This is a genomic window from Bacteroides sp. 43_46 (assembly GCF_001915455.1).
GTDB lineage: Bacteria > Bacteroidota > Bacteroidia > Bacteroidales > Bacteroidaceae > Bacteroides > Bacteroides caccae.
Genome location: NZ_MNQN01000099.1, coordinates 19536 through 40452, shown reverse-complemented (window position 1 = coordinate 40452; position 20917 = coordinate 19536). Strand labels below are relative to the sequence as shown.

At 45.4% G+C, this 20917-nt stretch carries 20 protein-coding genes; 4 read left to right on the top strand and 16 right to left on the bottom strand.

All coding sequences use genetic code 11. From position 1 onward, the window contains the following. The first annotated feature begins 2 nt into the window (after positions 1 to 2). From BHV72_RS08390 to dnaG, 3 genes are all read left to right on the top strand, one after another. Positions 3 to 1064, top strand: coding sequence for a bifunctional 3-deoxy-7-phosphoheptulonate synthase/chorismate mutase type II (locus tag BHV72_RS08390; protein ID WP_005677057.1), 1062 nt, complete (start codon positions 3 to 5; stop codon positions 1062 to 1064). A 206-nt stretch (positions 1065 to 1270) separates the two neighbouring features. Then, positions 1271 to 2044, top strand: a complete 774-nt coding sequence (locus tag BHV72_RS08385) for a prephenate dehydrogenase (RefSeq protein WP_005677055.1) — start codon at positions 1271 to 1273, stop codon at positions 2042 to 2044. A 115-nt stretch (positions 2045 to 2159) separates the two neighbouring features. Further along, positions 2160 to 4262: a DNA primase gene (gene dnaG / locus BHV72_RS08380; RefSeq protein ID WP_122294800.1), complete on the top strand. Its 2103-nt coding sequence runs from the start codon at positions 2160 to 2162 to the stop codon at positions 4260 to 4262. Positions 4263 to 4381: 119 nt separating this feature from the next. On the opposite strand, the gene folE is transcribed toward dnaG, so the two are convergent. From folE to BHV72_RS08310, 14 genes are all read right to left on the bottom strand, one after another. Then, positions 4382 to 4975: a GTP cyclohydrolase I FolE gene (gene folE / locus BHV72_RS08375; RefSeq protein WP_005677051.1), complete on the bottom strand. Its 594-nt coding sequence runs from the start codon at positions 4973 to 4975 to the stop codon at positions 4382 to 4384. A gap of 7 nt (positions 4976 to 4982) precedes the next feature. Next, positions 4983 to 5432, bottom strand: a complete 450-nt coding sequence (locus BHV72_RS08370; protein ID WP_122134289.1) for an SPOR domain-containing protein — start codon at positions 5430 to 5432, stop codon at positions 4983 to 4985. A gap of 59 nt (positions 5433 to 5491) precedes the next feature. After that, a complete protein-coding gene (tpiA, locus tag BHV72_RS08365; RefSeq protein ID WP_122294798.1) occupies positions 5492 to 6250 on the bottom strand; it encodes a triose-phosphate isomerase in 759 nt (252 codons plus the stop codon). Positions 6251 to 6370: 120 nt separating this feature from the next. Further along, positions 6371 to 7762 (bottom strand): BT_3928 family protein, encoded by a 1392-nt coding sequence (locus BHV72_RS08360; RefSeq protein ID WP_122294796.1) that lies wholly within the window; start codon positions 7760 to 7762, stop codon positions 6371 to 6373. Further along, entirely contained in the window at positions 7752 to 8294 is a 543-nt protein-coding gene (locus BHV72_RS08355; protein ID WP_005677047.1) for a DUF1599 domain-containing protein, read from the bottom strand. The genes BHV72_RS08360 and BHV72_RS08355 overlap by 11 nt, the downstream gene beginning before the upstream one ends. A 125-nt stretch (positions 8295 to 8419) precedes the next feature. Continuing rightward, positions 8420 to 9295 carry a peptidoglycan DD-metalloendopeptidase family protein gene (locus BHV72_RS08350; protein ID WP_122294794.1) on the bottom strand — a complete coding sequence of 292 codons (876 nt, stop codon included), beginning with the start codon at positions 9293 to 9295 and terminating at the stop codon, positions 8420 to 8422. 19 nt (positions 9296 to 9314) lie between these two features. After that, the gene (ndk, locus tag BHV72_RS08345; protein ID WP_022042302.1) at positions 9315 to 9779 is read right to left on the bottom strand and encodes a nucleoside-diphosphate kinase; all 465 of its coding nucleotides are present in this window, start codon (positions 9777 to 9779) and stop codon (positions 9315 to 9317) included. Positions 9780 to 10002: 223 nt separating this feature from the next. Next, positions 10003 to 12099 carry an ATP-dependent DNA helicase RecG gene (gene recG, locus BHV72_RS08340; protein WP_005679200.1) on the bottom strand — a complete coding sequence of 699 codons (2097 nt, stop codon included), beginning with the start codon at positions 12097 to 12099 and terminating at the stop codon, positions 10003 to 10005. Continuing rightward, positions 12100 to 12759, bottom strand: a complete 660-nt coding sequence (locus BHV72_RS08335) for a 2-C-methyl-D-erythritol 4-phosphate cytidylyltransferase (protein ID WP_022042301.1) — start codon at positions 12757 to 12759, stop codon at positions 12100 to 12102. A 7-nt stretch (positions 12760 to 12766) separates the two neighbouring features. Beyond that, complete coding sequence (locus BHV72_RS08330; protein WP_005679197.1) at positions 12767 to 13318, bottom strand: DJ-1 family glyoxalase III; 552 nt, start codon at positions 13316 to 13318, stop codon at positions 12767 to 12769. A gap of 25 nt (positions 13319 to 13343) precedes the next feature. Further along, the gene (tolA, locus tag BHV72_RS08325) at positions 13344 to 14216 is read right to left on the bottom strand and encodes a cell envelope integrity protein TolA (RefSeq protein WP_022042299.1); all 873 of its coding nucleotides are present in this window, start codon (positions 14214 to 14216) and stop codon (positions 13344 to 13346) included. 8 nt (positions 14217 to 14224) lie between these two features. After that, on the bottom strand, positions 14225 to 14641 hold the full coding sequence (locus tag BHV72_RS08320) for an ExbD/TolR family protein (protein ID WP_022042298.1): 417 nt from the start codon (positions 14639 to 14641) through the stop codon (positions 14225 to 14227). 42 nt (positions 14642 to 14683) lie between these two features. Beyond that, the gene (locus BHV72_RS08315) at positions 14684 to 15403 is read right to left on the bottom strand and encodes a MotA/TolQ/ExbB proton channel family protein (protein ID WP_005679193.1); all 720 of its coding nucleotides are present in this window, start codon (positions 15401 to 15403) and stop codon (positions 14684 to 14686) included. Beyond that, positions 15403 to 16116 carry a pyridoxine 5'-phosphate synthase gene (locus tag BHV72_RS08310; protein ID WP_005679192.1) on the bottom strand — a complete coding sequence of 238 codons (714 nt, stop codon included), beginning with the start codon at positions 16114 to 16116 and terminating at the stop codon, positions 15403 to 15405. The genes BHV72_RS08315 and BHV72_RS08310 overlap by 1 nt, the downstream gene beginning before the upstream one ends. 310 nt (positions 16117 to 16426) lie before the next feature. Here BHV72_RS08310 and BHV72_RS08305 point away from each other — a divergent pair, with 310 nt between their 5' ends. Continuing rightward, positions 16427 to 17299, top strand: a complete 873-nt coding sequence (locus BHV72_RS08305; RefSeq protein WP_005679819.1) for an NAD kinase — start codon at positions 16427 to 16429, stop codon at positions 17297 to 17299. Between the two features lie 85 nt (positions 17300 to 17384). Here BHV72_RS08305 and BHV72_RS08300 read toward each other — a convergent pair whose 3' ends face one another. Further along, on the bottom strand, positions 17385 to 19343 hold the full coding sequence (locus BHV72_RS08300; protein WP_286855578.1) for a sialate O-acetylesterase: 1959 nt from the start codon (positions 19341 to 19343) through the stop codon (positions 17385 to 17387). 10 nt (positions 19344 to 19353) lie between these two features. Next, positions 19354 to 20904 carry a glycoside hydrolase family 43 protein gene (locus BHV72_RS08295; RefSeq protein ID WP_195414440.1) on the bottom strand — a complete coding sequence of 517 codons (1551 nt, stop codon included), beginning with the start codon at positions 20902 to 20904 and terminating at the stop codon, positions 19354 to 19356. Between the last annotated feature and the right edge of the window lie 13 nt (positions 20905 to 20917).

Here is a 20917-nt window from a genome sequence, read left to right as displayed (position 1 = left end):
ATATGGAACTCGAATCAATTTTATTACCGGGCATAGAAGCCAAAAGACCAATCGTCATCGCCGGCCCATGTAGCGCAGAGACTGAAGAACAAGTAATGGATACCGCCAGACAACTGGCAGCCAAAGGACAGAAAATATTCCGTGCCGGAATCTGGAAACCACGTACCAAACCGGGAGGTTTCGAAGGAATCGGTGTAGAGGGTCTTGCCTGGTTGAAAGAAGTGAAGAAGGAAACAGGAATGTATGTTTCTACTGAAGTAGCTACTGCCAAGCACGTTTACGAATGCCTGAAAGCCGGAATCGATATTCTTTGGGTAGGCGCACGTACCACTGCCAACCCTTTCGCCGTACAGGAAATCGCCGATGCATTGAAAGGTGTTGATATCCCGGTATTGGTCAAGAATCCCGTGAATCCGGATCTTGAGCTGTGGATCGGAGCTTTGGAACGTATCAGCAATGCAGGTCTGAAACGTCTGGGTGCTATCCACCGCGGTTTCAGCAGCTACGATAAAAAGATATACCGCAACCTCCCCCAATGGCACATTCCTATCGAATTGCGCCGCCGCATTCCTAATCTGCCTATCTTCTGCGACCCGAGCCATATCGGAGGAAAGCGTGAATTGATAGCCCCGCTTTGCCAGCAGGCTATGGACCTGAACTTCGACGGTCTGATTGTGGAAAGTCACTGTAACCCGGATTGCGCATGGAGCGACGCTTCACAACAAGTGACCCCGGACGTACTCGACTACATCCTCAATTTACTGGTTATCCGCACCGAAACCCAGACTACCGAAAGCTTGTCCCAACTTCGTAAGCAAATCGATGAATGCGATGATAACATCATTCAGGAATTAGCAAAAAGAATGCGCATCGCCCGCGAAATCGGTACTTACAAGAAAGAACACGGAATCACCGTTCTCCAGGCCGGACGTTATAATGAGATTCTTGAAAAGCGCGGTGCACAAGGTGAACAATGCGGCATGGATGCAGAGTTTATGAAAAAAATATTTGAAGCAATCCATGAAGAATCCGTTCGTCAACAAATGGAAATTATTAATAAATAATCAGGTAATAAACTGAAGCTTCGTAAGCTTTCTGCATAGCTTCTCCTCCTTCGGGAAGGAGGAGTACCCGTAGGGGGAGGTGGTAGGAAAAATAATGAATATACCTTTTTAAAAGAAAAATATACCTCATCCCTACCGGTACCCTTCCCTCTGAGAGAGAAAGCCATACGGAAGGCAGTATATGCGAAACTTTAATAAATAAGAATATGAGAATATTAATCCTCGGAGCCGGCAAAATGGGCTCCTTCTTTACTGACATATTGAGCTTTCAACATGAGACGGCCGTGTTCGACGTCAACCCGCACCAACTGCGTTTCGTCTATAACACGTATCGTTTCACCACATTGGAGGAGATTAAGGAATTTGAGCCCGAACTGGTCATAAATGCCGTGACAGTAAAGTATACGTTGGACGCTTTTCGCAAAGTGCTGCCCGTACTGCCCAAAGACTGCATCATTAGTGATATTGCCTCTGTAAAAACAGGACTGAAGAAGTTCTACGAAGAAAGCGGCTTCCGATATGTATCCAGTCACCCGATGTTTGGCCCGACTTTCGCCAGCCTTAGCAACCTAAGCAGCGAAAATGCCATTATCATCAGTGAAGGAGACCACCTCGGAAAGATATTCTTCAAAGACCTGTATCAGACATTGCGACTGAACATCTTCGAATATACTTTCGATGAACACGATGAAACGGTAGCCTACTCCCTGTCTATCCCGTTCGTTTCGACTTTCGTATTCGCAGCGGTTATGAAACATCAGGAAGCACCGGGAACTACTTTCAAAAAACACATGGCCATTGCCAAAGGACTGCTCAGCGAAGACGACTACCTGCTTCAGGAAATCCTGTTCAACCCGCGCACTCCGGGCCAAGTAACCAATATCCGGACAGAGCTGAAGAACCTTCTCGAAATCATTGAGAATAAAGATGCGGAAGGCATGAAAAAGTATCTGACGAAGATCCGGGAAAAGATTAAATAATCCCCGGCCGATATAGGTAAGATTTAACGGTCCCCTGCAAAAAAGTTCTTTGCAGGGGATTTTTTTATGTGTACCTTTGTATCCGCAAAAACGGATTCACAGGAGAAAAGAAAGAATGATAGATCAAGCTACCATAGACCGGATATTGGATGCGGCACAGATTATGGATGTCGTTTCAGATTTTGTCACCCTGCGCAAGCGCGGTGTCAATTATGTTGGTTTGTGCCCGTTCCACAGTGACAAAACTCCTTCCTTTTATGTTTCACCCGCTAAAGGACTCTGCAAATGTTTCGCCTGCGGACAAGGGGGCAACGCCGTGCACTTTATCATGGCGCACGAACAGATGTCTTATCCGGAGGCACTGAGATACCTTGCCAAGAAGTATAATATCGAAATTAAAGAAAGAGAGTTGAGCGATGAAGAGAAGCTGGTGCAAAGTGAGCGCGAGAGTCTGTTCATTGTCAATAACTTCGCCCGCGACTATTTTCAGAATATACTGAAGAACCACGTAGACGGTCGCAGTATCGGTATGGCTTACTTTCGCAACCGCGGTTTCCGGGATGATATCATCGAGAAATTCCAGTTGGGATATTGTACCGAGAGCCACGATGCACTTGCCAAGGAAGCGCTACAAAAAGGATATAAGAAAGAATATCTGGTAAAAACCGGACTCTGCTACGAAACCGACGACCACCGTTTGCGGGACCGTTTCTGGGGACGTGTCATTTTCCCTGTCCACACTCTCTCCGGCAAAGTAGTTGCCTTCGGTGGACGTGTGCTTGCCAGTGCCACAAAAGGCGTAAAAGTTAAGTACGTCAACTCTCCCGAATCGGAAATCTATCATAAAAGTAACGAATTATACGGCATTTATTTTGCCAAACAGGCGATTGTGAAACAAGACCGTTGTTTTCTTGTGGAAGGATATACGGATGTCATTTCCATGCATCAGTCCGGCATAGAGAATGTGGTCGCTTCTTCAGGAACTGCTCTTACACCGGGACAAATCCGCATGATTCACCGTTTCACCAACAACATGACCGTACTTTACGACGGTGACGCAGCAGGTATCAAGGCTTCTATCCGCGGCATTGATATGCTCCTTGAAGAAGGAATGAACATCAAAGTCTGCCTTCTTCCCGACGGTGACGACCCGGACTCTTTTGCCCGCAAACATAACTCCACGGAGTTTCAAGCCTTCATTGCAGAACATGAAACGGACTTTATCCGTTTTAAAACCAACTTATTACTGGAAGATGCAGGAAAAGACCCGATCAAACGTGCAGAGCTTATCGGTAATCTGGTGCAAAGCATCTCCGTCATACCGGAAGCGATTGTACGCGACGTCTATATCAAAGAATGTGCGCAGCTGCTGCACATAGAAGATAAATTACTGGTATCGGAAGTAGCCAAAAGACGGGAAACGCAAGCGGAGAAACGAGCTGAACAAACAGAACGTGACCGCCGTATCGCTGAAAGAACGGCTAACATGACACAAGGCGGTGCAACTGCATCTCCCTCTTCCGACAACGGCATACCTATGCCTCCTGAAGATGTCATGCTAGCTCCCGAAGTAGATGGCGACGGTAACTATCTGAACGTTCCACCTGCCCTGCAAGAAGACAATTACGCTTCTTTCATCCCACAGGAAGGTAAAGAGGGACAGGAGTTCTATAAATTTGAACGGTTGATTTTACAAGCCGTGGTCCGTTACGGAGAAAAGATTATGTGTAACCTAACAGATGAGGAAGGGAATGAAATTCCGGTAACCGTAATTGAATATGTTATCAACGATTTAAAGGAAGACGATCTGGCTTTCCACAACCCGTTGCACCGGCAAATCCTGTCGGAGGCTGCCGCACATATACATAATGCCGGATTCGTAGCGGAACGATATTTTCTGGCACATCCCGATCCTGTCATCAGCAAATTGAGCGTAGACCTGATTAATGTCCGCTATCAACTTAGCAAATACCACTCCAAGTCCCAGAAGATTGTGACAGATGAAGAACGGCTCTACGAACTGGTTCCGATGTTGATGATTAATTTCAAATATGCTATTGTCACGGAAGAATTAAAACACATGCTTTATGCCTTGCAGGATCCGGCTCTTGCACATGACGAAGAAAAATGTAATGCCTTAATGATACGTTATAATGACTTGAGAGGGATACAAAGTATTATGGCAAAACGTTTGGGAGACAGAGTCGTATTGCGATAAATTATTTTCGTCGCCATATGTGCGGTAGCCTCCGACAGGAAGCATCTCCTTTATCAAAACCAAATACCTTTTCTCATTGATGCCGGAGCATAACTTTATCCATTTCACGGCAACTTCCCCTATAATGTTGTTCCGTGTTGGATAAGATTCATAAATTCTTCACGCGTCTTTGCCTGGTTGAAAGCCCCTGTGAAGTCAGAAGTAGTAGTAATTGAGTTTTGTTTTTCCACACCACGCATTTGCATACACATGTGTTTAGCTTCCACTACCACCATTACCCCCAGCGGGTTTAATGTTTCCTGGATGCATTCCTTGATTTGCAACGTCATACGTTCCTGCACTTGCAAGCGATGAGAAAAGATATCGACTACACGAGCAATCTTACTCAGCCCGGTGATGTAGCCGTTGGGAATATAAGCCACGTGTGCCTTTCCGTAGAACGGCAGCATGTGATGCTCGCAAAGAGAGAAGAAATCAATGTCCTTCACAATCACCATTTGACTGTATTCTTCCTGAAATTTAGCAGAACGGAGCACCTCGTGAGGGTCCATGTGATAACCTTTTGTCAAACTCAACATTGCTTTAGCCACCCGTTCCGGAGTTTTCAACAAACCTTCCCGTTCGGCGTCTTCGCCCAACAAGGTAATAATACTGTGATAATGACTTTTCAACTCCTCCAGATTTGGAGAGACAATTTCTTCTTTTCCTAACATGATAGATTTATAAAGGAATATTAACCTCGTCTTTTACAATAGAAACTTCTTTAAACACACCAGTAGCTTTCATTTTGCGCATCATCGCGTCAGCTTCTTCTATACTCCGGAAATCACCCACACGACAAAGCCAACGGGGCGGATTGAACGACGTATACACTGCCAGCTCCGGGAAATACACTTTTACCTGTGATGACACACGATAAGCATCATTCTTTGCTTGACGAGTATTGTTACCGGCATACGCCTGTATCCGGAAGCCGGAACCCTTCATGACTTTCTGTTCACCGGTTGCAGGACGTTCCATACCAATCATCGCTTCAATGCGGGGATCTTGGTGAATGGTCACCTTTCCTTGTCCCGGAACGTTACGTTCGAGGCTTTTCACAATGTTCTGTGCCTGTGCACTGGCGCCAGCCAAAACAAACAGCAAGATAAGTAAAGCTAGTTTCTTCATTTGATAATTGTATTTAGGCACGGACTATATAATCCGCCCGTGCCCGAAATAAGTTTTAATTACGCGTTGAAAGCATCAATGATTCCCTTGAAATCAGATACTTTAAGAGCGGCACCACCAATCAGACCACCGTCTACGTCAGGGTTAGAGAACAGTTCTTTAGCGTTGGAAGGCTTGCAGCTACCACCATAAAGGATAGAAGCGTTGTCAGCGATTTCCTTACCATATTTATTAGCTACGATTGAACGGATGAAAGCATGGATTTCCTGTGCTTGTTCCGGAGTAGCAGTTTTTCCTGTACCGATTGCCCAAACAGGTTCGTAAGCCAGGATAATCTTAGAGAAGTCTTCAGCAGACAAAGAGAATACAGATTCCATTTGAGCAGCTACTACTTCGTTCTGCTTGTTAGCTTCGCGTTCTTCCAATACTTCGCCGATACAGAAAATCGGAGTCAGACCGTTAGCCAAAGCCAATTTTACTTTTTCTTCGAGGATAGCTACTGTTTCGCCATAGTAAGCACGGCGTTCAGAGTGACCCAGGATTACATATTTTGCACCTGTAGAAGCGACCATCTCAGCAGAAACTTCACCTGTATAAGCACCAGATGCTTTATCTGCACAGTTTTCAGCGCCTACACCAATCTTGGCAGCGTCTACCAACGGAGTAACAGAAGCCAGGTGGATAAACGGAGTACAGATGATTACATCACAGTTAGGCTTTTCATTAGCCAATGCTTCGTTCAGTTCTTTTGCCAAAGCGATACCCTCTTGAAGGGTTTTGTTCATTTTCCAGTTTCCTGCAACAATGTTCTTTCTCATTTTGTTTTTTATTTAAAGGGTTAATAAATCCATTTCCATTCTTTATATCAAAGCCGGACAATCAGTCTCGGTAGTATCTCCACTCTCCTCCTTCCGGAAGATGAAGATAGTATCAATTTATCAATCATCACTGCCATCAGTAACCGGCTCCTCTTCTTTTTGTTCTTCACCAACCTTCGGAACGATGTTTTGCACTTCACTCTTTTGCTTCTTAGCTTCCGCAGCTTTTCTGGTATTTCTCCTTTCCCTACGACGAACGACCAACACATCTACTCCAAGCACCAGCAGTAATGGAATAACGAACCACAAGAACACAAAGCCAACCGTATGCACATCATTACCGACCTTCTGTTGTCCTAACGGCAGATTCTCCAGTTTGTCGGTCAGTACGTATTCATCCGGGATATCCTCGTCACTCCATTTGTTCAGAATAGTCCCATTCTTAATCAGCATCAATCCCGGGTTAGAGCGAATCATCGTCTTCAGTGTAATATCATCCATTTGGCAGAAAGGGTATTCCGCCCCGGTCTTATCCTTCCACAGTTCTATCTGCTCCTCCGGTGAAGAAGTGAGGCAATAAAACTTATAGCCATGCTCCACCGAGTAATCATAGACTTCATTAATCAAGTCTATATTACTGTCATCCGCTTCTTCAATCCGGTGGGCGACCAACAGGAATGTGTACCCCATATCAGTCAGTACATCTTCCGTGATGTCCTCTCCCGTATTCAGTTCTATCATAGAGAAATCATGAATAGCCGGCTCGTATCCTTTTTCTTTGAGTACAGTGTGTGTATCAACAAATGTCCATGTGCTATCCGGATAATTCTCCAGTGTAAATTCTTTCTTTTCTCCGTTCTTCTCCAAAATAAAGACACTTTCATATACACTCGGTTTCGCTCCTTCCGGCATCGTCATTCCTTCCAGTATATTCTTTCCTACCTTGTAGGGACGGAAGTCCAATACCGGCAAACGGTCAAGACAATAGAACGACAACGTAAACACAAAAAACAGCGTGTACAGAGAAACAAGCCATTCCATTTTTTGACTGATAAAGCGGACCAACATCTTCCTGCCTTTGAACGCTCCGATTGCAGCAAGCAACAAGAGTACGTTCTTGATAAATGTCTCCCAATTAGTCAGCACCCAAGCATCTCCAAAACACCCGCAGTCGGACACCGGATTGAAGATTGCCAGATACAATGTCAACGGTGTCATAAAACTCATCAACATCAACGCCAACGTGGAAGCCACTGTTCTCCGGACACCAAAGAACAAAAAGATACCGATTGAAAACTCTATGGCAGATAATGCGATACCTCCCAATAACGGGAAGAATGAAGGAAACCAGGAAGCCATTCCGAATGCAGCCAGATAGTCCTGTATCTTGTACTGGAATCCCAGTGGATCTACTGCCTTTACAAATCCGGAAAAGATAAATGCAGCCGCCAAAATAAAGCGACTGATATTCGCTATTACCTCCTGAATGATATGTAAATTCTTAACCTTCAAATTCTATCTTAATCAATCCGAATACAGAGTAATTAATCATATCCATGTAATTGGCGTCGATTCCTTCGGACACCAACGTGTTGCCAGACAGACTTTCGATCTGCTTGGTACGGTATATTTTCATTAAAATCAAGTCTGTGTAAGAGCTGATACGCATACTGCGCCATGCCTCGTCATAGTCGTGGTTCTTGGCAAGCATCAGTTCCAGAGCCTCTTTGACATATTTATCATACAAAGCCAACGCTTCTTCAATGCTGATGTCGGCAGACTCGGCATACCCCAGTTCCAACTGAATAAGCCCTATAATACCGTAATTGACAATCGCAATAAACTCGGAACGAATTCCCTCGTCAACCAAAGTTACACCTTTTGTTTCAATACTACGAATCCGGTTGGCTTTGATAAAAATCTGGTCAGTCACCGAAGCCGGACGCAGAATACGCCATGCAGGCCCGTAATCGTGCAGCTTCTTGGAATATAAGTCACGGCAAATAGCGATGACATGTTCAAATTGTTGCTTGGTATCTTTCATTTTCTTCCAAATAGTGCGCAAAGGTAACAATAATTAAGTGAAAACAGAAAGAGGGCACTCTAAATTATATTAAAGTGCCCTCTTCTAAAGGTATTGTTGTATTACTGTTTTATAAGCAATGCTGTTTATGAACAGCGCAAAACTTGCCCGATGCGCAAAGTTGTAGTCGGTTTGATACGATTCAACTTACAAAGTGTACTGACTGATACACCACGCAACTTGGCAATACGCGACAAAGTATCACCACTCTTAACTTTATGATAGCGGATTGTACCGTCAGCCACTTGCGTGTCATGAGAACCGGCACGTTTCGACGAACCTTGAGTCCTCCTGAACGTATAGGTATCGGCTACGATATCTTGTTTCGGAAAGTCGAACATATAAATAGGATTGATTGCGATTCCGAGGAAACGGGTTTCAAAATGAAGATGAGAACCGGTTGAGCGTCCGGTATTACCACCTAATCCGATTACTTCACCGGCCTTGACCAGCTGATTTTCTTCAACTAGTTGTTTGGACAAGTGTCCGTATACAGTTTCCAATCCATTATCATGACGGATAACGACATACTTACCATATCCTCTGCGCTCATATTTCACAATACGCACTTTACCGTCGAAAGCTGCTACAATAGTATCACCGATATTTACTTTCAAGTCCAGACCGTTGTGCATTCTTCTCCAACGGGGACCGAAAGGCGAAGTGATTTTCGTGCTGGGAGTCGGCATGTGGAAACCTGTCAGGTCGATAGTGTAAGTATCAGGGATAATAGCGTTTCCGTAAGCGTGTACATACTGGTTGTTCCAGTTTGGATAGAGACTTAGGGCGGGATATTCCGACTGTTCGGCACGGATTTGCTTTTGCAATGCCAAAGAGTCTACTGTTTTTAATTTCTTGTCTATCGGTGCTTGACGAGCAATCAGGTCTTGTGAGAAAGAGCTCAAACTAACCATAGTCGCAACAGCTACCAATCCTGTTTTAATAATACAATTGAAATTCATTCGTTCTTTGTCAATTCAATTAATATTCGTCATTTGCATACAGGTAGTCAAATGTCGCCTGTTTGTAATCGAATATTTCTTCCGGTTTAAAAAATCTCGTTAACTCGATAGCTGCGGTCTCCGGAGAATCAGAAGCATGAACTATATTTTCCTGAAAGCTCATACTGTAATCCCCACGAATAGTTCCCGGGGCAGCCAGACGTCCATTTGTCGGACCCGCCAACATACGGACAGTTTGAATAGCATCCACACCTTCGAAACAACAAACAATGACAGGAGCTGTCATCATGGAATCTTTCACTCTTTGAAAGAAAGGCTTGCTGCTCAAGTGGGCATAATGTTCGCTCAATAATTCATCAGTCAGTTGCATCATCTTCATGCCGGCCAACCGCAGTCCTTTACGTTCAAAACGATGAGTAATCTCACCAACCAATCCCCGTTGGAGGGTACAAGGCTTTAAAATGACCAGCGTTTTTTCAAGCATGATATACGACTTTTCTAATGGTTAAACTATACATTTACTAAAAAAATTCCTCCAAAGGTAGCATTTTCCGATGAAACAACAAGAGAGTTATTAACTATTTTTCAGATGATTAGCCGGAAATAAGACAAACATTCAGGCGTTAAATCCCTATGAATAGGGAGAATAGAAGCAAAACATGTTTTGCAACACATTCCCGCAAATAAACTGCATGTTTAACCGTTTTTCAACTAATGGCAGCCCAGTTAACATTCGTTTTCCGCAAGGATTTGAGTTGCCGCCACAGTATTTCATTCTCCGGACTCTGTGCACCGGGATCATGTTCTACAATATCTTCGGCTATCGCACGGACGTATTGCAGCAATTGTCCGTCACGGGCAATATCCGCAATTTTCAAATCGAAGGCGACACCACTCTGCTGCGTCCCTTCCAAGTCACCGGGACCGCGCAACTTCAAATCAGCTTCCGCTATTTCAAAGCCGTCATTTGTGCGCACCATTATCTCCAGTCGCTTACGAGTATCTTCGGTCAGTTTATAATTTGTCACCAGAATACAATAAGACTGGTCGGCGCCACGCCCTACCCGACCGCGCAACTGATGCAGTTGCGAAAGTCCGAAACGTTCGGCATTCTCTATAATCATCACCGAAGCATTCGGTACGTTCACGCCGACTTCGATCACTGTAGTGGCAACCATTATTTGCGCTTTGCCTGAAATGAAAAGTTGCATTTGTTCATCCTTTTCGGCAGCCTTCATTTTGCCATGCACTTTACATACAGTACATTCGGGAAATTCTTCCAGGATATGCTGATAGCCTTCTTCGAGGTTCTTCAAGTCTATTTTCTCACTTTCCTTTATTAAAGGATAGACAATATAAACCTGCCGTCCTTCCTCAATCTGCTTGCGTACAGAGCGATACAGGCTTTCCCGGCGGTTGTCGAACTGGTGAACAGTAGCAATCGGTTTCCGTCCCGGAGGTAGTTCGTCGATGACGGACACATCCAAGTCACCGTATAAAGTCATCGCCAACGTCCGGGGAATAGGAGTGGCGGTCATGACGAGCACGTGCGGCGGTTGAATATTCTTACTCCAAAGGCGGGCACGTTGCGCCACGCCAAAGCGGTGTTGTTCGTCAATAACCACAAAACCGAGAGAAGAAAAATTAACGGTATCCTCAATAACCGCATGGGTCCCGATCAGTATTTTCACATCTCCTGTCAGCAAACCGGTGAGAATGGCTTCCCTCCTTTTTCCTTTGATAGAGCCCGTCAGCAGTTCCACGCGGATATCCATACCGAACAGTAACTCCTTAATCGTTTCGTAATGCTGGTTCGCTAATATTTCCGTAGGCGCCATCATGCAGGCTTGGTAGCCGTTATCCAACGCCAGCAACATACTCATCAAGGCGACTAAAGTTTTCCCACTACCTACATCTCCCTGCAAAAGACGGTTCATCTGCCGACCGCTACCCACGTCATTCCGAATTTCTTTCAGCACTCGTTTCTGTGCGCCTGTCAGTTGGAAAGGAAGGTTCTTTGTATAAAACGTGTTGAATACGTCGCCCACTTTTTCAAAGATATAGCCGCGATACCTTCTTTGCCTGTCTTTGGCATAGCGCAAGATGTTCAACTGTACGTAGAAGAGCTCCTCGAATTTAAGCCTATATTGCGCCCGGCGTAATAAATCGGGATTAGTCGGGAAATGGATATTCCGCAGAGCCTCTGTCAAAGGCATCAAGTGATGTTCCGACAACAGTTTGGGAGAGAGAGTCTCAGGCAGAGGCTCCTGTATCTGCAGAATGACAGTTGCCATCATCTTCTCAATCGCGTGAGAGTTGAGGAAGCTGCGCTTCATTTTCTCCGTTGTATTATAATAAGGTTGAAGTCCCACGGAGGAAAGTTTCAAGTCATCCGTCTTGTCTACATCGGGATGAGCTAGATTGATGCGCCCGTTGAATACGGTCGGCTTGCCGAAGATGATATATTCTTCGTGAAGTTTGTATTTGCCGAGGATGTATTTTATTCCCTGAAACCACACCAAGTCCACGACTCCCGTACCATCCGAGAAATGAGCTGTGAGACGACGCTGCCGGCCTTCACCGATCGTTTCGAAACCAAGGATTTCACCTTTCAGTTGGATATACGGCATATTGCCATCTATCTCGTGAATGTAATAGATGCGGCTCCGGTCGACGTATTTGTAGGGGAAATAGTAAATCAAATCATGCAAGGAGTAGATTCCTAACTCCTTATTTAATACAGCCGCCTTCTGAGGACCTACACCGGAGATAAATTTTATGTCGCGTGTGACTAAATCAAACATTTACAAAAGAGCACTCCCGACTTTCAGGTCGAAAGGAGTCGTTATTTTTATATTTTCACGGTTACCTGCTGCAAGATGCACGGGTACGCCCATTGCTTCCACAACCGAGGCGTCATCAGTAAAGAACGGAGTAAATTCCTGCTCATAAGCCTGCTTCAACAGTTCGACGTCAAAGACTTGCGGCGTCTGCACCAATTTATAATCATTGCGGCTCACAGTCTCGCTTCCGACTTCCGTTAAATGGCGCAGCGTTTCAACTACATCAACAACCGGAATCACCGCTTTATGCTGTTCTGCCAAATCATAACAACGACGGATCACTTCTACCGAGACAAACGGACGGACACCGTCGTGCACTCCCACCAGCCCAGGAGCCTGCACCAATGCCAAACCGTTCTTCACCGAATGGAAACGAGTTTCTCCTCCGTCTGCCACCCGATGTTCCACATCGAAATCGTGTTCCCGACAGAGCTGCTTCCAAAAGTCCTGCTGCTCCCGTGGAAGGACTAAAATAAGTTGAATTGCCGCATCATACTTCCGGAAAACTTCCAGTGTATGCATCAATACAGGTTTACCGCCGACAGGAAGAAACTGTTTGGGGAGGTCGCTCCCCATACGCAAGCCCTTTCCACCGGCAACAATGATTACATATTTCTTCATGGACAACTTAGCGTTTAACGCACATCGCCTCTACCAGCTCGTCTACTTTTTCTTTACCTACCAACAAGTCAACGATAGTCAAAGCAAATTCCATGGCAGCGCCCGGTCCCATACCCGTAATGATATTTCCGTCACGAACAACCGGAGCATCGATACATTCGGCACCTTCCAGATATTGCTCGAAGCTAGGATAGCAAGTCGCCTTCTTCCCTTTCAGCAGACCCAGCTTGCCCAGTACCATCGGAGCAGCACAAATAGCGGCAATCGGTTTGTTCTTGGCGGCGAAATCGAGAATCAATCTACGCAATCCTTCATGTTTATCAAGCGTAGCTGCTCCCGGCATTCCTCCGGGCAACAACAGAAGTTCGGCATCAAAGAAATCACAATTATCGAAGTTGATGTCACAAAGAACAGATACATCATGTGCACCTACTACAATTTCATCCGGTGTAACGGATACGATTTCCACATTCAGTCCGCCACGTCTTAGCGTGTCAATAGCAGTAAAGGCTTCAATTTCTTCAAACCCGTCTGCAAAAAAAGCGTATACAGTTCCCATAATCCTATATTTTTGGTTAATGATACTATCTCAAATTAAAATAATAAGTGATTGTCCCTGTCTGGTTGGTCACTCCGTCCACTGTATTGAAACGAGCTTTCCTGGCCGCATCTTCGGCGGCTTTCCGCAAAACAGAGTTTACAGTATTCGTTTGAGGGTTAATGCTGGTTGCAACAACCTGTCCTGCAGGATTCACGGTAATGTTCACCACCACACGTCCTTCTTCCTGCACATTGTAAGCAGGCTTGGGCAAACTGCCCGTACCTAAAGAACGTCCGCCAAGGTCAAAAGTTCCGTAACCGCCCGTTCCGGTCTTTGCTCCGGTGGAAGAATTACCTTCCTTACTGCCTTCCGTTCCCGTGCCACCGGCTGATGTTCCCTTGTTCCCTGTCATTTGTGAACCTTTGCCGAAAGCACCGGCCACTTTTTTTCTCGCGGCCTCTTCGGCAGCTTTACGTTCACGTTCCGCTTTCGCTTCAGCCAGGCGTTTCGCTTCCGCCGCTTTCTCGGCCTCGGTCTTCTCCGGCTTCTTCACAGGCTTTTTCGGTTTCACTACTTCTTTCGGTTTTACCGTTTCCTTCTTGGGCTCCTCCGTCTTCGGTTTCAGAGTGACGGTTTCTTCTTCGGTCTGCGTCAACAAATCCTGTTCCGAAGGGAGTTCCGGCTGAGTCTGAGCAGGAGCCGGGGCCTCTTCGTCCAACACATCGACATCGACCAACGATGGGTCGTCAAAGCCACGCGCAGCATCCACATTCCCCATCATTACAGGGATTCCGCCTGCGTCCTCATCCGGTTGAGGGACAGTAAAGCTCACCAGAATCAAAAGAGCAATCACTGCCACGTGCACCAACAATGCACCCAACGCTCCTACGTATTCACCCTTTTTTCTTCTGTCCATCGTTCTTCTTATTTATTTTCCGGCGGGCGTGTAGCCAGCACCATCTTAAAATGATTCTCATTCGCAATGTTCAGCACCCGCACTATTTCACGATAAGGTACTGATTCATCCGCATACAACGCCACATACATTTCAGGCTCCTTTTCCGCACAACTCTGCAAGAAAGGAGTCAGTTCGTTCAAGGCGTACGGCTTCTCCTTCTCATTACCGAAAGCGGCATAGAAGTTCAGGTCTTTATCAATGATGACTCTCGTCAGCGGTTTGGCCGAGGTCTGCTGCTTGCCTTGCGGCAACAACACCTTTATAGCATTGGGCGATACCACCGTAGAGGTTATCATAAAGAATATCAGCAACAGGAAAATGACATCCGTCATGGAAGCCATACTGAAATTGGGCGATACTCTATTTCTTCTTTTTAATCCCACGTTTATGAGTTATTATAAAGTTATAAGTTCGGGGAATATGAATCACTTCTGAGCCGGTTCGTTCAGCAAGTCCATAAATTCCATGGTACGAGATTCCATCTTGTTTACCACGCGGTCTACCAGCATCACCAGATAGTTGTAAGCAAACATGGCAATAATACCGACAATCAGACCGCCGACAGTAGTAATCATTGCTTCGTAGATACCGCCGGAAAGTAATGTAATATCAATATTTCCGCTTCCGGCGTTCGCCATTTCGTAGAATGCGCGCACCATACCTGTCACCGTACCGAGGAATCCGAGCATCGGGGCACCGCCGGAAATGGTCGCCATTACAGTCAGCCCTTTTTCCAGTTTCGCAACTTCAATGTTACCCACATTTTCAATAGCGGCCTGTACATCGTTGATCGGACGTCCCAGACGGCTGATACCTTTCTCAATCATACGGGCCGAAGGAGTGTTCATCGTCCGGCAATAGTTAATGGCTGCTTTGATCTCACCACTATGAATATAGTCTTTGATACGTTCCATAAACATAGGGTCTTCTTTTCCCGCCTTGCGAATCATATAATTACGTTCGAACAAGATGTAAAAGCAGACTACGGACAACACACCCAGCACAATCATAATCCAACCACCCTTGATAGCCATATCAAGCATATTCATTTCGGGAGCGTTTACCTCCGTCAGTACGGGGTTGGCGGTAGCCAGCGAGTCAGCCATATTCATAGCCCCTTGGGCTAACAAGATCATTGCATTCATCAGCGTAGACAGTTTTTATATTCCTGGATAGTACGTTCCAGTCCCAAATACAGTGCATCGCTAATCAATGCGTGACCGATAGAGACTTCATCCACCCAGGGAATGTTTTTATAGAAATAGTTTAAATTTACAAGACTCAGGTCGTGTCCGGCATTCAGGCCGATACCCAGTTTACGGGCAGTTTTGGCCGCTTCGATAAAAGGGGCAATGGCTGCTTCCGGATTCTTCGGGAAATCCGTCGCATAGGGTTCGGTATAAAGTTCAACGCGGTCGGCTCCGGCTTTTGCCGCATATTCCACCATTTCGGGATCAGCAGCTACAAAAACAGAAGTGCGGATACCTGCACTGTTGAACTGATCGAGGACTTCAGTCAGAAATTCCAGATTAGCTTTCGTGTCCCAACCGGAGTTAGAAGTGATCTGTGAAGGATCATCGGGAACCAATGTGACCTGATGTGGCTTTACCTTCAGCACAAGATCTATAAATTCCGGTGACGGATACCCTTCGATATTGAATTCAGTCCTCAACAGGGGACGCAAATCATATACATCCGAACGACGAATGTGGCGTTCGTCAGGACGGGGATGAACAGTGATGCCGTCTGCGCCAAAAGACTCACAATCAAGCGCCACCTTTACTACATCGGGCACATTCCCTCCGCGAGCATTTCTCAGCGTAGCAATCTTGTTTATGTTTACACTTAATTTAGTCATAGTTCTACGTAATATTTGGCGCAAAAATACAAATATTATTATTAGTTGCCTAATAATACGAAACGCATTATAGGTTCTTTTTTGGTTATTTAAAGTAGAAAACCACAAGAAAACACAGAATAAGCATACTTTTGTGTACTTTCCTTCCACCCGACGCATATTTGTAATACTATGCAAATCATTACATTTTGTGAAAGCACCGTTGAAGTTACGGGCACTTTTACTATATCGCCAAACCGAATATTCGCAAACTGATTGGCTATCTCAGAAAAAAGTGCCAAATTTGCAACCATAACTAATGATGTCGCTTATGAAATTTGCCATTTTCGGAAATACTTATCAAGCTAAGAAGTCTTCGCATGCCCTCAGGCTATTCCAACTGTTGAGAAGACAAAAAGCGGAAGTATGTATGTGCAGGGACTTTTATCAATTCCTGACCGCAGAGTTAAAAATGGATGTTCATGCCGACTATCTGTTCGACGGGGATAATTTTACCGCCGATATGGTAATCAGTATCGGAGGCGACGGAACGTTTCTGAAAGCCGCCCGCCGCGTAGGAAAGAAAGGGATTCCCATTCTAGGAATTAATACCGGACGTCTGGGATTTCTGGCAGACATTTCTCCAGAAGAAATGGAAGAAACCTTCGATGAAATTCAATCCGGAAGATATAGCGTGGAAGAACGAAGCGTACTTCAACTCATCTGTGACGACAAGCATTTGCAAGATGCCCCTTATGCCCTCAACGAAATTGCCGTTCTCAAACGGGACAGTTCTTCTATGATTAGTATCCGGACAGCCATCAACGGCGCATACCTGAACACTTATCAGGCTGATGGGCTGGTGATTGCCACGCCCACCGGTTCCACCGCCTATTCGTTAAGTGTAGGCGGTCCTATCATGGTGCCCCATTCCAACACCGTCGTTATTACTCCCGTAGCTCCGCATAGCCTCAACGTCCGTCCTATCGTTATCCGAGACGATTGGGAAATCACATTGGACGTGGAAAGCCGCAGCCATAACTTCCTCGTTGCCATTGACGGCCGAAGTGAAACGTGCAAAGAAACCACCCAACTCACTATCCGCCGGGCAGATTACAGTGTCAAAGTAGTAAAACGCTTTAATCATATTTTCTTTGACACGCTTCGCAGTAAAATGATGTGGGGGGCGGACGGCAGACGATAAGAAACAGATTACAGGGGTATTCCCGTTTCGCATCATTTAGAATTGATTCAAAGCCATATCATATCCACCAATAAAGCAAGGGCAATCACCAACAGTCTGTCCTGAAAGGAGCGACCGGCAATCCTGTTCTATCATATAAATTGCAATCCGGGTTATCGGCCCAACCATAGCGCACAGCTACCGGATTGGAGACGTCCGGCGACCAAACCAATAATTCATTCCCTTTTATCTGCGCCTTTGCCGGATAGAACACATGATCTGCACCTGCAATTGTAAATCCGGTCAAGAGATCTGAGGGTTGGAACCCTTTCGTATTACCTTCAAATATCAAACGGACTTTGTCATTCTCAACGACATAATCCTTATAGGACATGATATCCGTTACTTTCCCTTTGCCATACGTTTTCTGCAAAGCAAGTAAGGACAGACGGCGTCCCACTTCCTGTTTATTCTTGGGATGAATGTCGTTAGCATCACCAATATCAATAGCTACTGCCATTCCTGTATTACACAAATGCAATGCTTTATTTTGCGCTTCCCGCAAAGCGGCCCATTCCGAGTCCGGCTGTATCTCCTTACGTTCCAGATAACTGGCTAGCTGAACAAAGTAAAAAGGCATCTCCGGATTCTGCCATTTATCGCGCCAGTCCTGAATCAATGACTGAAACAAGTCCGCATATTCAGCTGCACGTCCCACGTTGGCTTCTCCCTGATACCAAATAACTCCCTTCACAGGAAAATGTATCAGCGGATTCACCATTGCATTGTAAATTGCAGCTGGATAACTGGCATTATCAACCGGTGATAGCGGAACCCGCGGAACTTCTTTCATAGAAACCCCAACCTTATATCTCCATTCTCCGGCCAACGGAATCTTATCCGCTTCACCGCAAGAAATCCACAAATCTTCCGGTTGCCCATGAATTCCACCTTCTCCCCCAAAGTCGGAAACGCGGACTGTAATGACCGCTTTACCCACTTTCACCACTTCAGCAGGAACAATATATTCACGTGGTGAATTATATCCATATCCACGAGCAATCTCAATCCCATTAAAATAGGTGATATCTTCGTCATCAATCATACTCAATCTTAACTTTAACTGTTTTCCACTCCAGTCCACCGGTATGTCGATCGTTTTACGAAACCATACAATCCCATCAAAATTACTCATTCCTTTATTTTCCCAATATCCGGGCAGAGACATAGCACCCCAGTTCTCATCAGGATAGCCGGTTGGCGTCCAAAGACTCCGGTTACCCGAATATCCCCTGTCAGAGTCATTCAGGCCTTGCTGCCATTCTTTTCTATCCTCATCATATTTCTTCCTCAATAGTTCTGCATTAAACTTTAAAGCCTGAGCATTTTCCACTTCTTTACTAAATCCCAGTATCTTTTTCATCGCATCATAGCTAGCCCAACCTTCCGCAGGGGTACCACCCCACGTACAATCAATCACTCCAACCGGCACGTTCAAGTCTTTCCACAGGTTACGTGCAAAGAAATAACCGACTGCCGAGAAGTTCGGAATCATTGCGGGAGAGCATTCCTTCCAACCTCCCATAGTAGAAGCCAGATTCTTCCTGGGGCTCAATGAGGTTTCTTTTTTAACTTGAAACAACCGGATTGACGGATAATCGGCTTCCGCTATTTCCTTCTCATAATTCATAACCTTGCCCCAGCCGGCAAGCGGCATTTCCATGTTAGACTGCCCCGAACAAAGCCAAACTTCACCAATCAGCACATTATGTAAGAAGCACTCCTCACCATCAGATAAAACTATATCATAGGGGCCGCCGGCCTTGGGAGTCTCCACTTCTATACTCCATTCACCGCTTGTACCGATGTCCGCCTTATACACTTTTTTATCCCAACCCACTCTTAGTTCAACGCCCCCCTGTCCGGAAGACTGTCCGCTAATAAGAACTTTAGTTTGTTGTTGCAGTACCATGTTATCCGCAAAATAACCTGGCAAAGTAATCTTCGCATACCCACCTATATGAACAATACACAGTAGTAATAATAGTACAAATCTCCTTTTCATTTTACTTATATTAATTAAAGTCATCCATGTGATAAATAAAACTATTAAAGAACACTTTCCCTCTCTCATCATTCACATTATAGGAGTAGATACCTGTACGAATACCTTTCCAGTCTCCACTATGTAACGAATATAAATCACCGCAGGCCGTAAATTCCTTTCCATTCGCACTATAATAGAATTGATGAAGATTCTCCGGAGCATTGAAACGAGCCTTCAGAAATATCCTGTTGCCCTTCCATTCACAAATAGTCTTTGCTACCCCATTCTGCTCCAAATATACGTAATTTTTTCCTTCGATACGTGTTATCCCCGCTCCATTGAATACATTGCCGATTCCCAATATTCCTGCACGTTGTCCGTCGGCTATTTGCTTGATGTCAAGCTCCGTTACCGCCTCACTGATGTATCCCATACATTTCTGCGTCATCATGTTACGTGCTTCACGCAGGTTCTTCGCTTTGGTCGAATGAATCATCATCCAGCCTTTACGTTCAGACATGCTCCAGTTTTCATCATCCGGATTATGATTGAATTGCCATTGATATCCTAGTTTTTCCGTTGAGAAATCATCATCCGTTTGGGGTAAGAACCGATCAGATGTCTTGTTTATGACCGGTTTTGTCCAGGTTCGCACAGGCTCACCGATACCGTTCATATCTATATCGACTCCGATCATAGGCCAATCCTCCTTCCAGCAAACCGGCTGAAGATGTACGACGCGCCCCAGAGGTTCCGTCGCCTGGAAATGATAGAACCACCATTCACCGGAAGGGGTGTCGACCAAGGCTCCCTGATGAGGGCCGTTTACATTGGTAGTGCCTTGTTCTAATACAACTTTCTTCTCATAAGGTCCATAGATATTCTTTGACCTCAAGATGGTCTGCCAACCAGTGCTCACTCCACCTTCCGGAATACTGATATAATAATATCCGTTCATCTTATAGAACTTAGTACCTTCTGCAACCGGCCCGGTATATACCGTGACTCCTTCATCCAACAATTTTCTGCCGTCCGGACTCATACGATGAACGATAATAGGCCCTCCTCCCCATTGACTACGCCCTAAATAGGCTTCTCCGTTATCATCCCACAAAGGACAAGGATCTTCCCACCTTTCGGCAGCCTCAACCACATGTAGCGGCGACCACGGGCCTTTAGGATCTGTCGCATAGCTCATCAGCAGCCCCTCATGAGGAGTACAGACAAACATCCAATATTTATTATCATGAAAACGTAAAGAGGGTGCCCACGAACCGGCTCCGTATCTCTTGTTATGATTCCAGTCATCATGGGAAAAACGGGAATAGATTTGAGAAATCACTTTCCAGTTTACCATATCGTCCGACTCCAGAACCTGCATACCCAAATAATGAAAATCGGAACAGATCATATAATATTTCTCTCCTACCCGAATCACATCCGGGTCAGAGTAATCCGCATTCAAAATAGGATTAACGTACGTCCCGTTCCCCTGATCTCCCCAGCTCATTGTTTTCTTCTGTGCGGAAAGGGTAACAGATATCAGTATCACTAAAAGAAAGATAGAAAATCGCACCATAGTAAGACAGTGT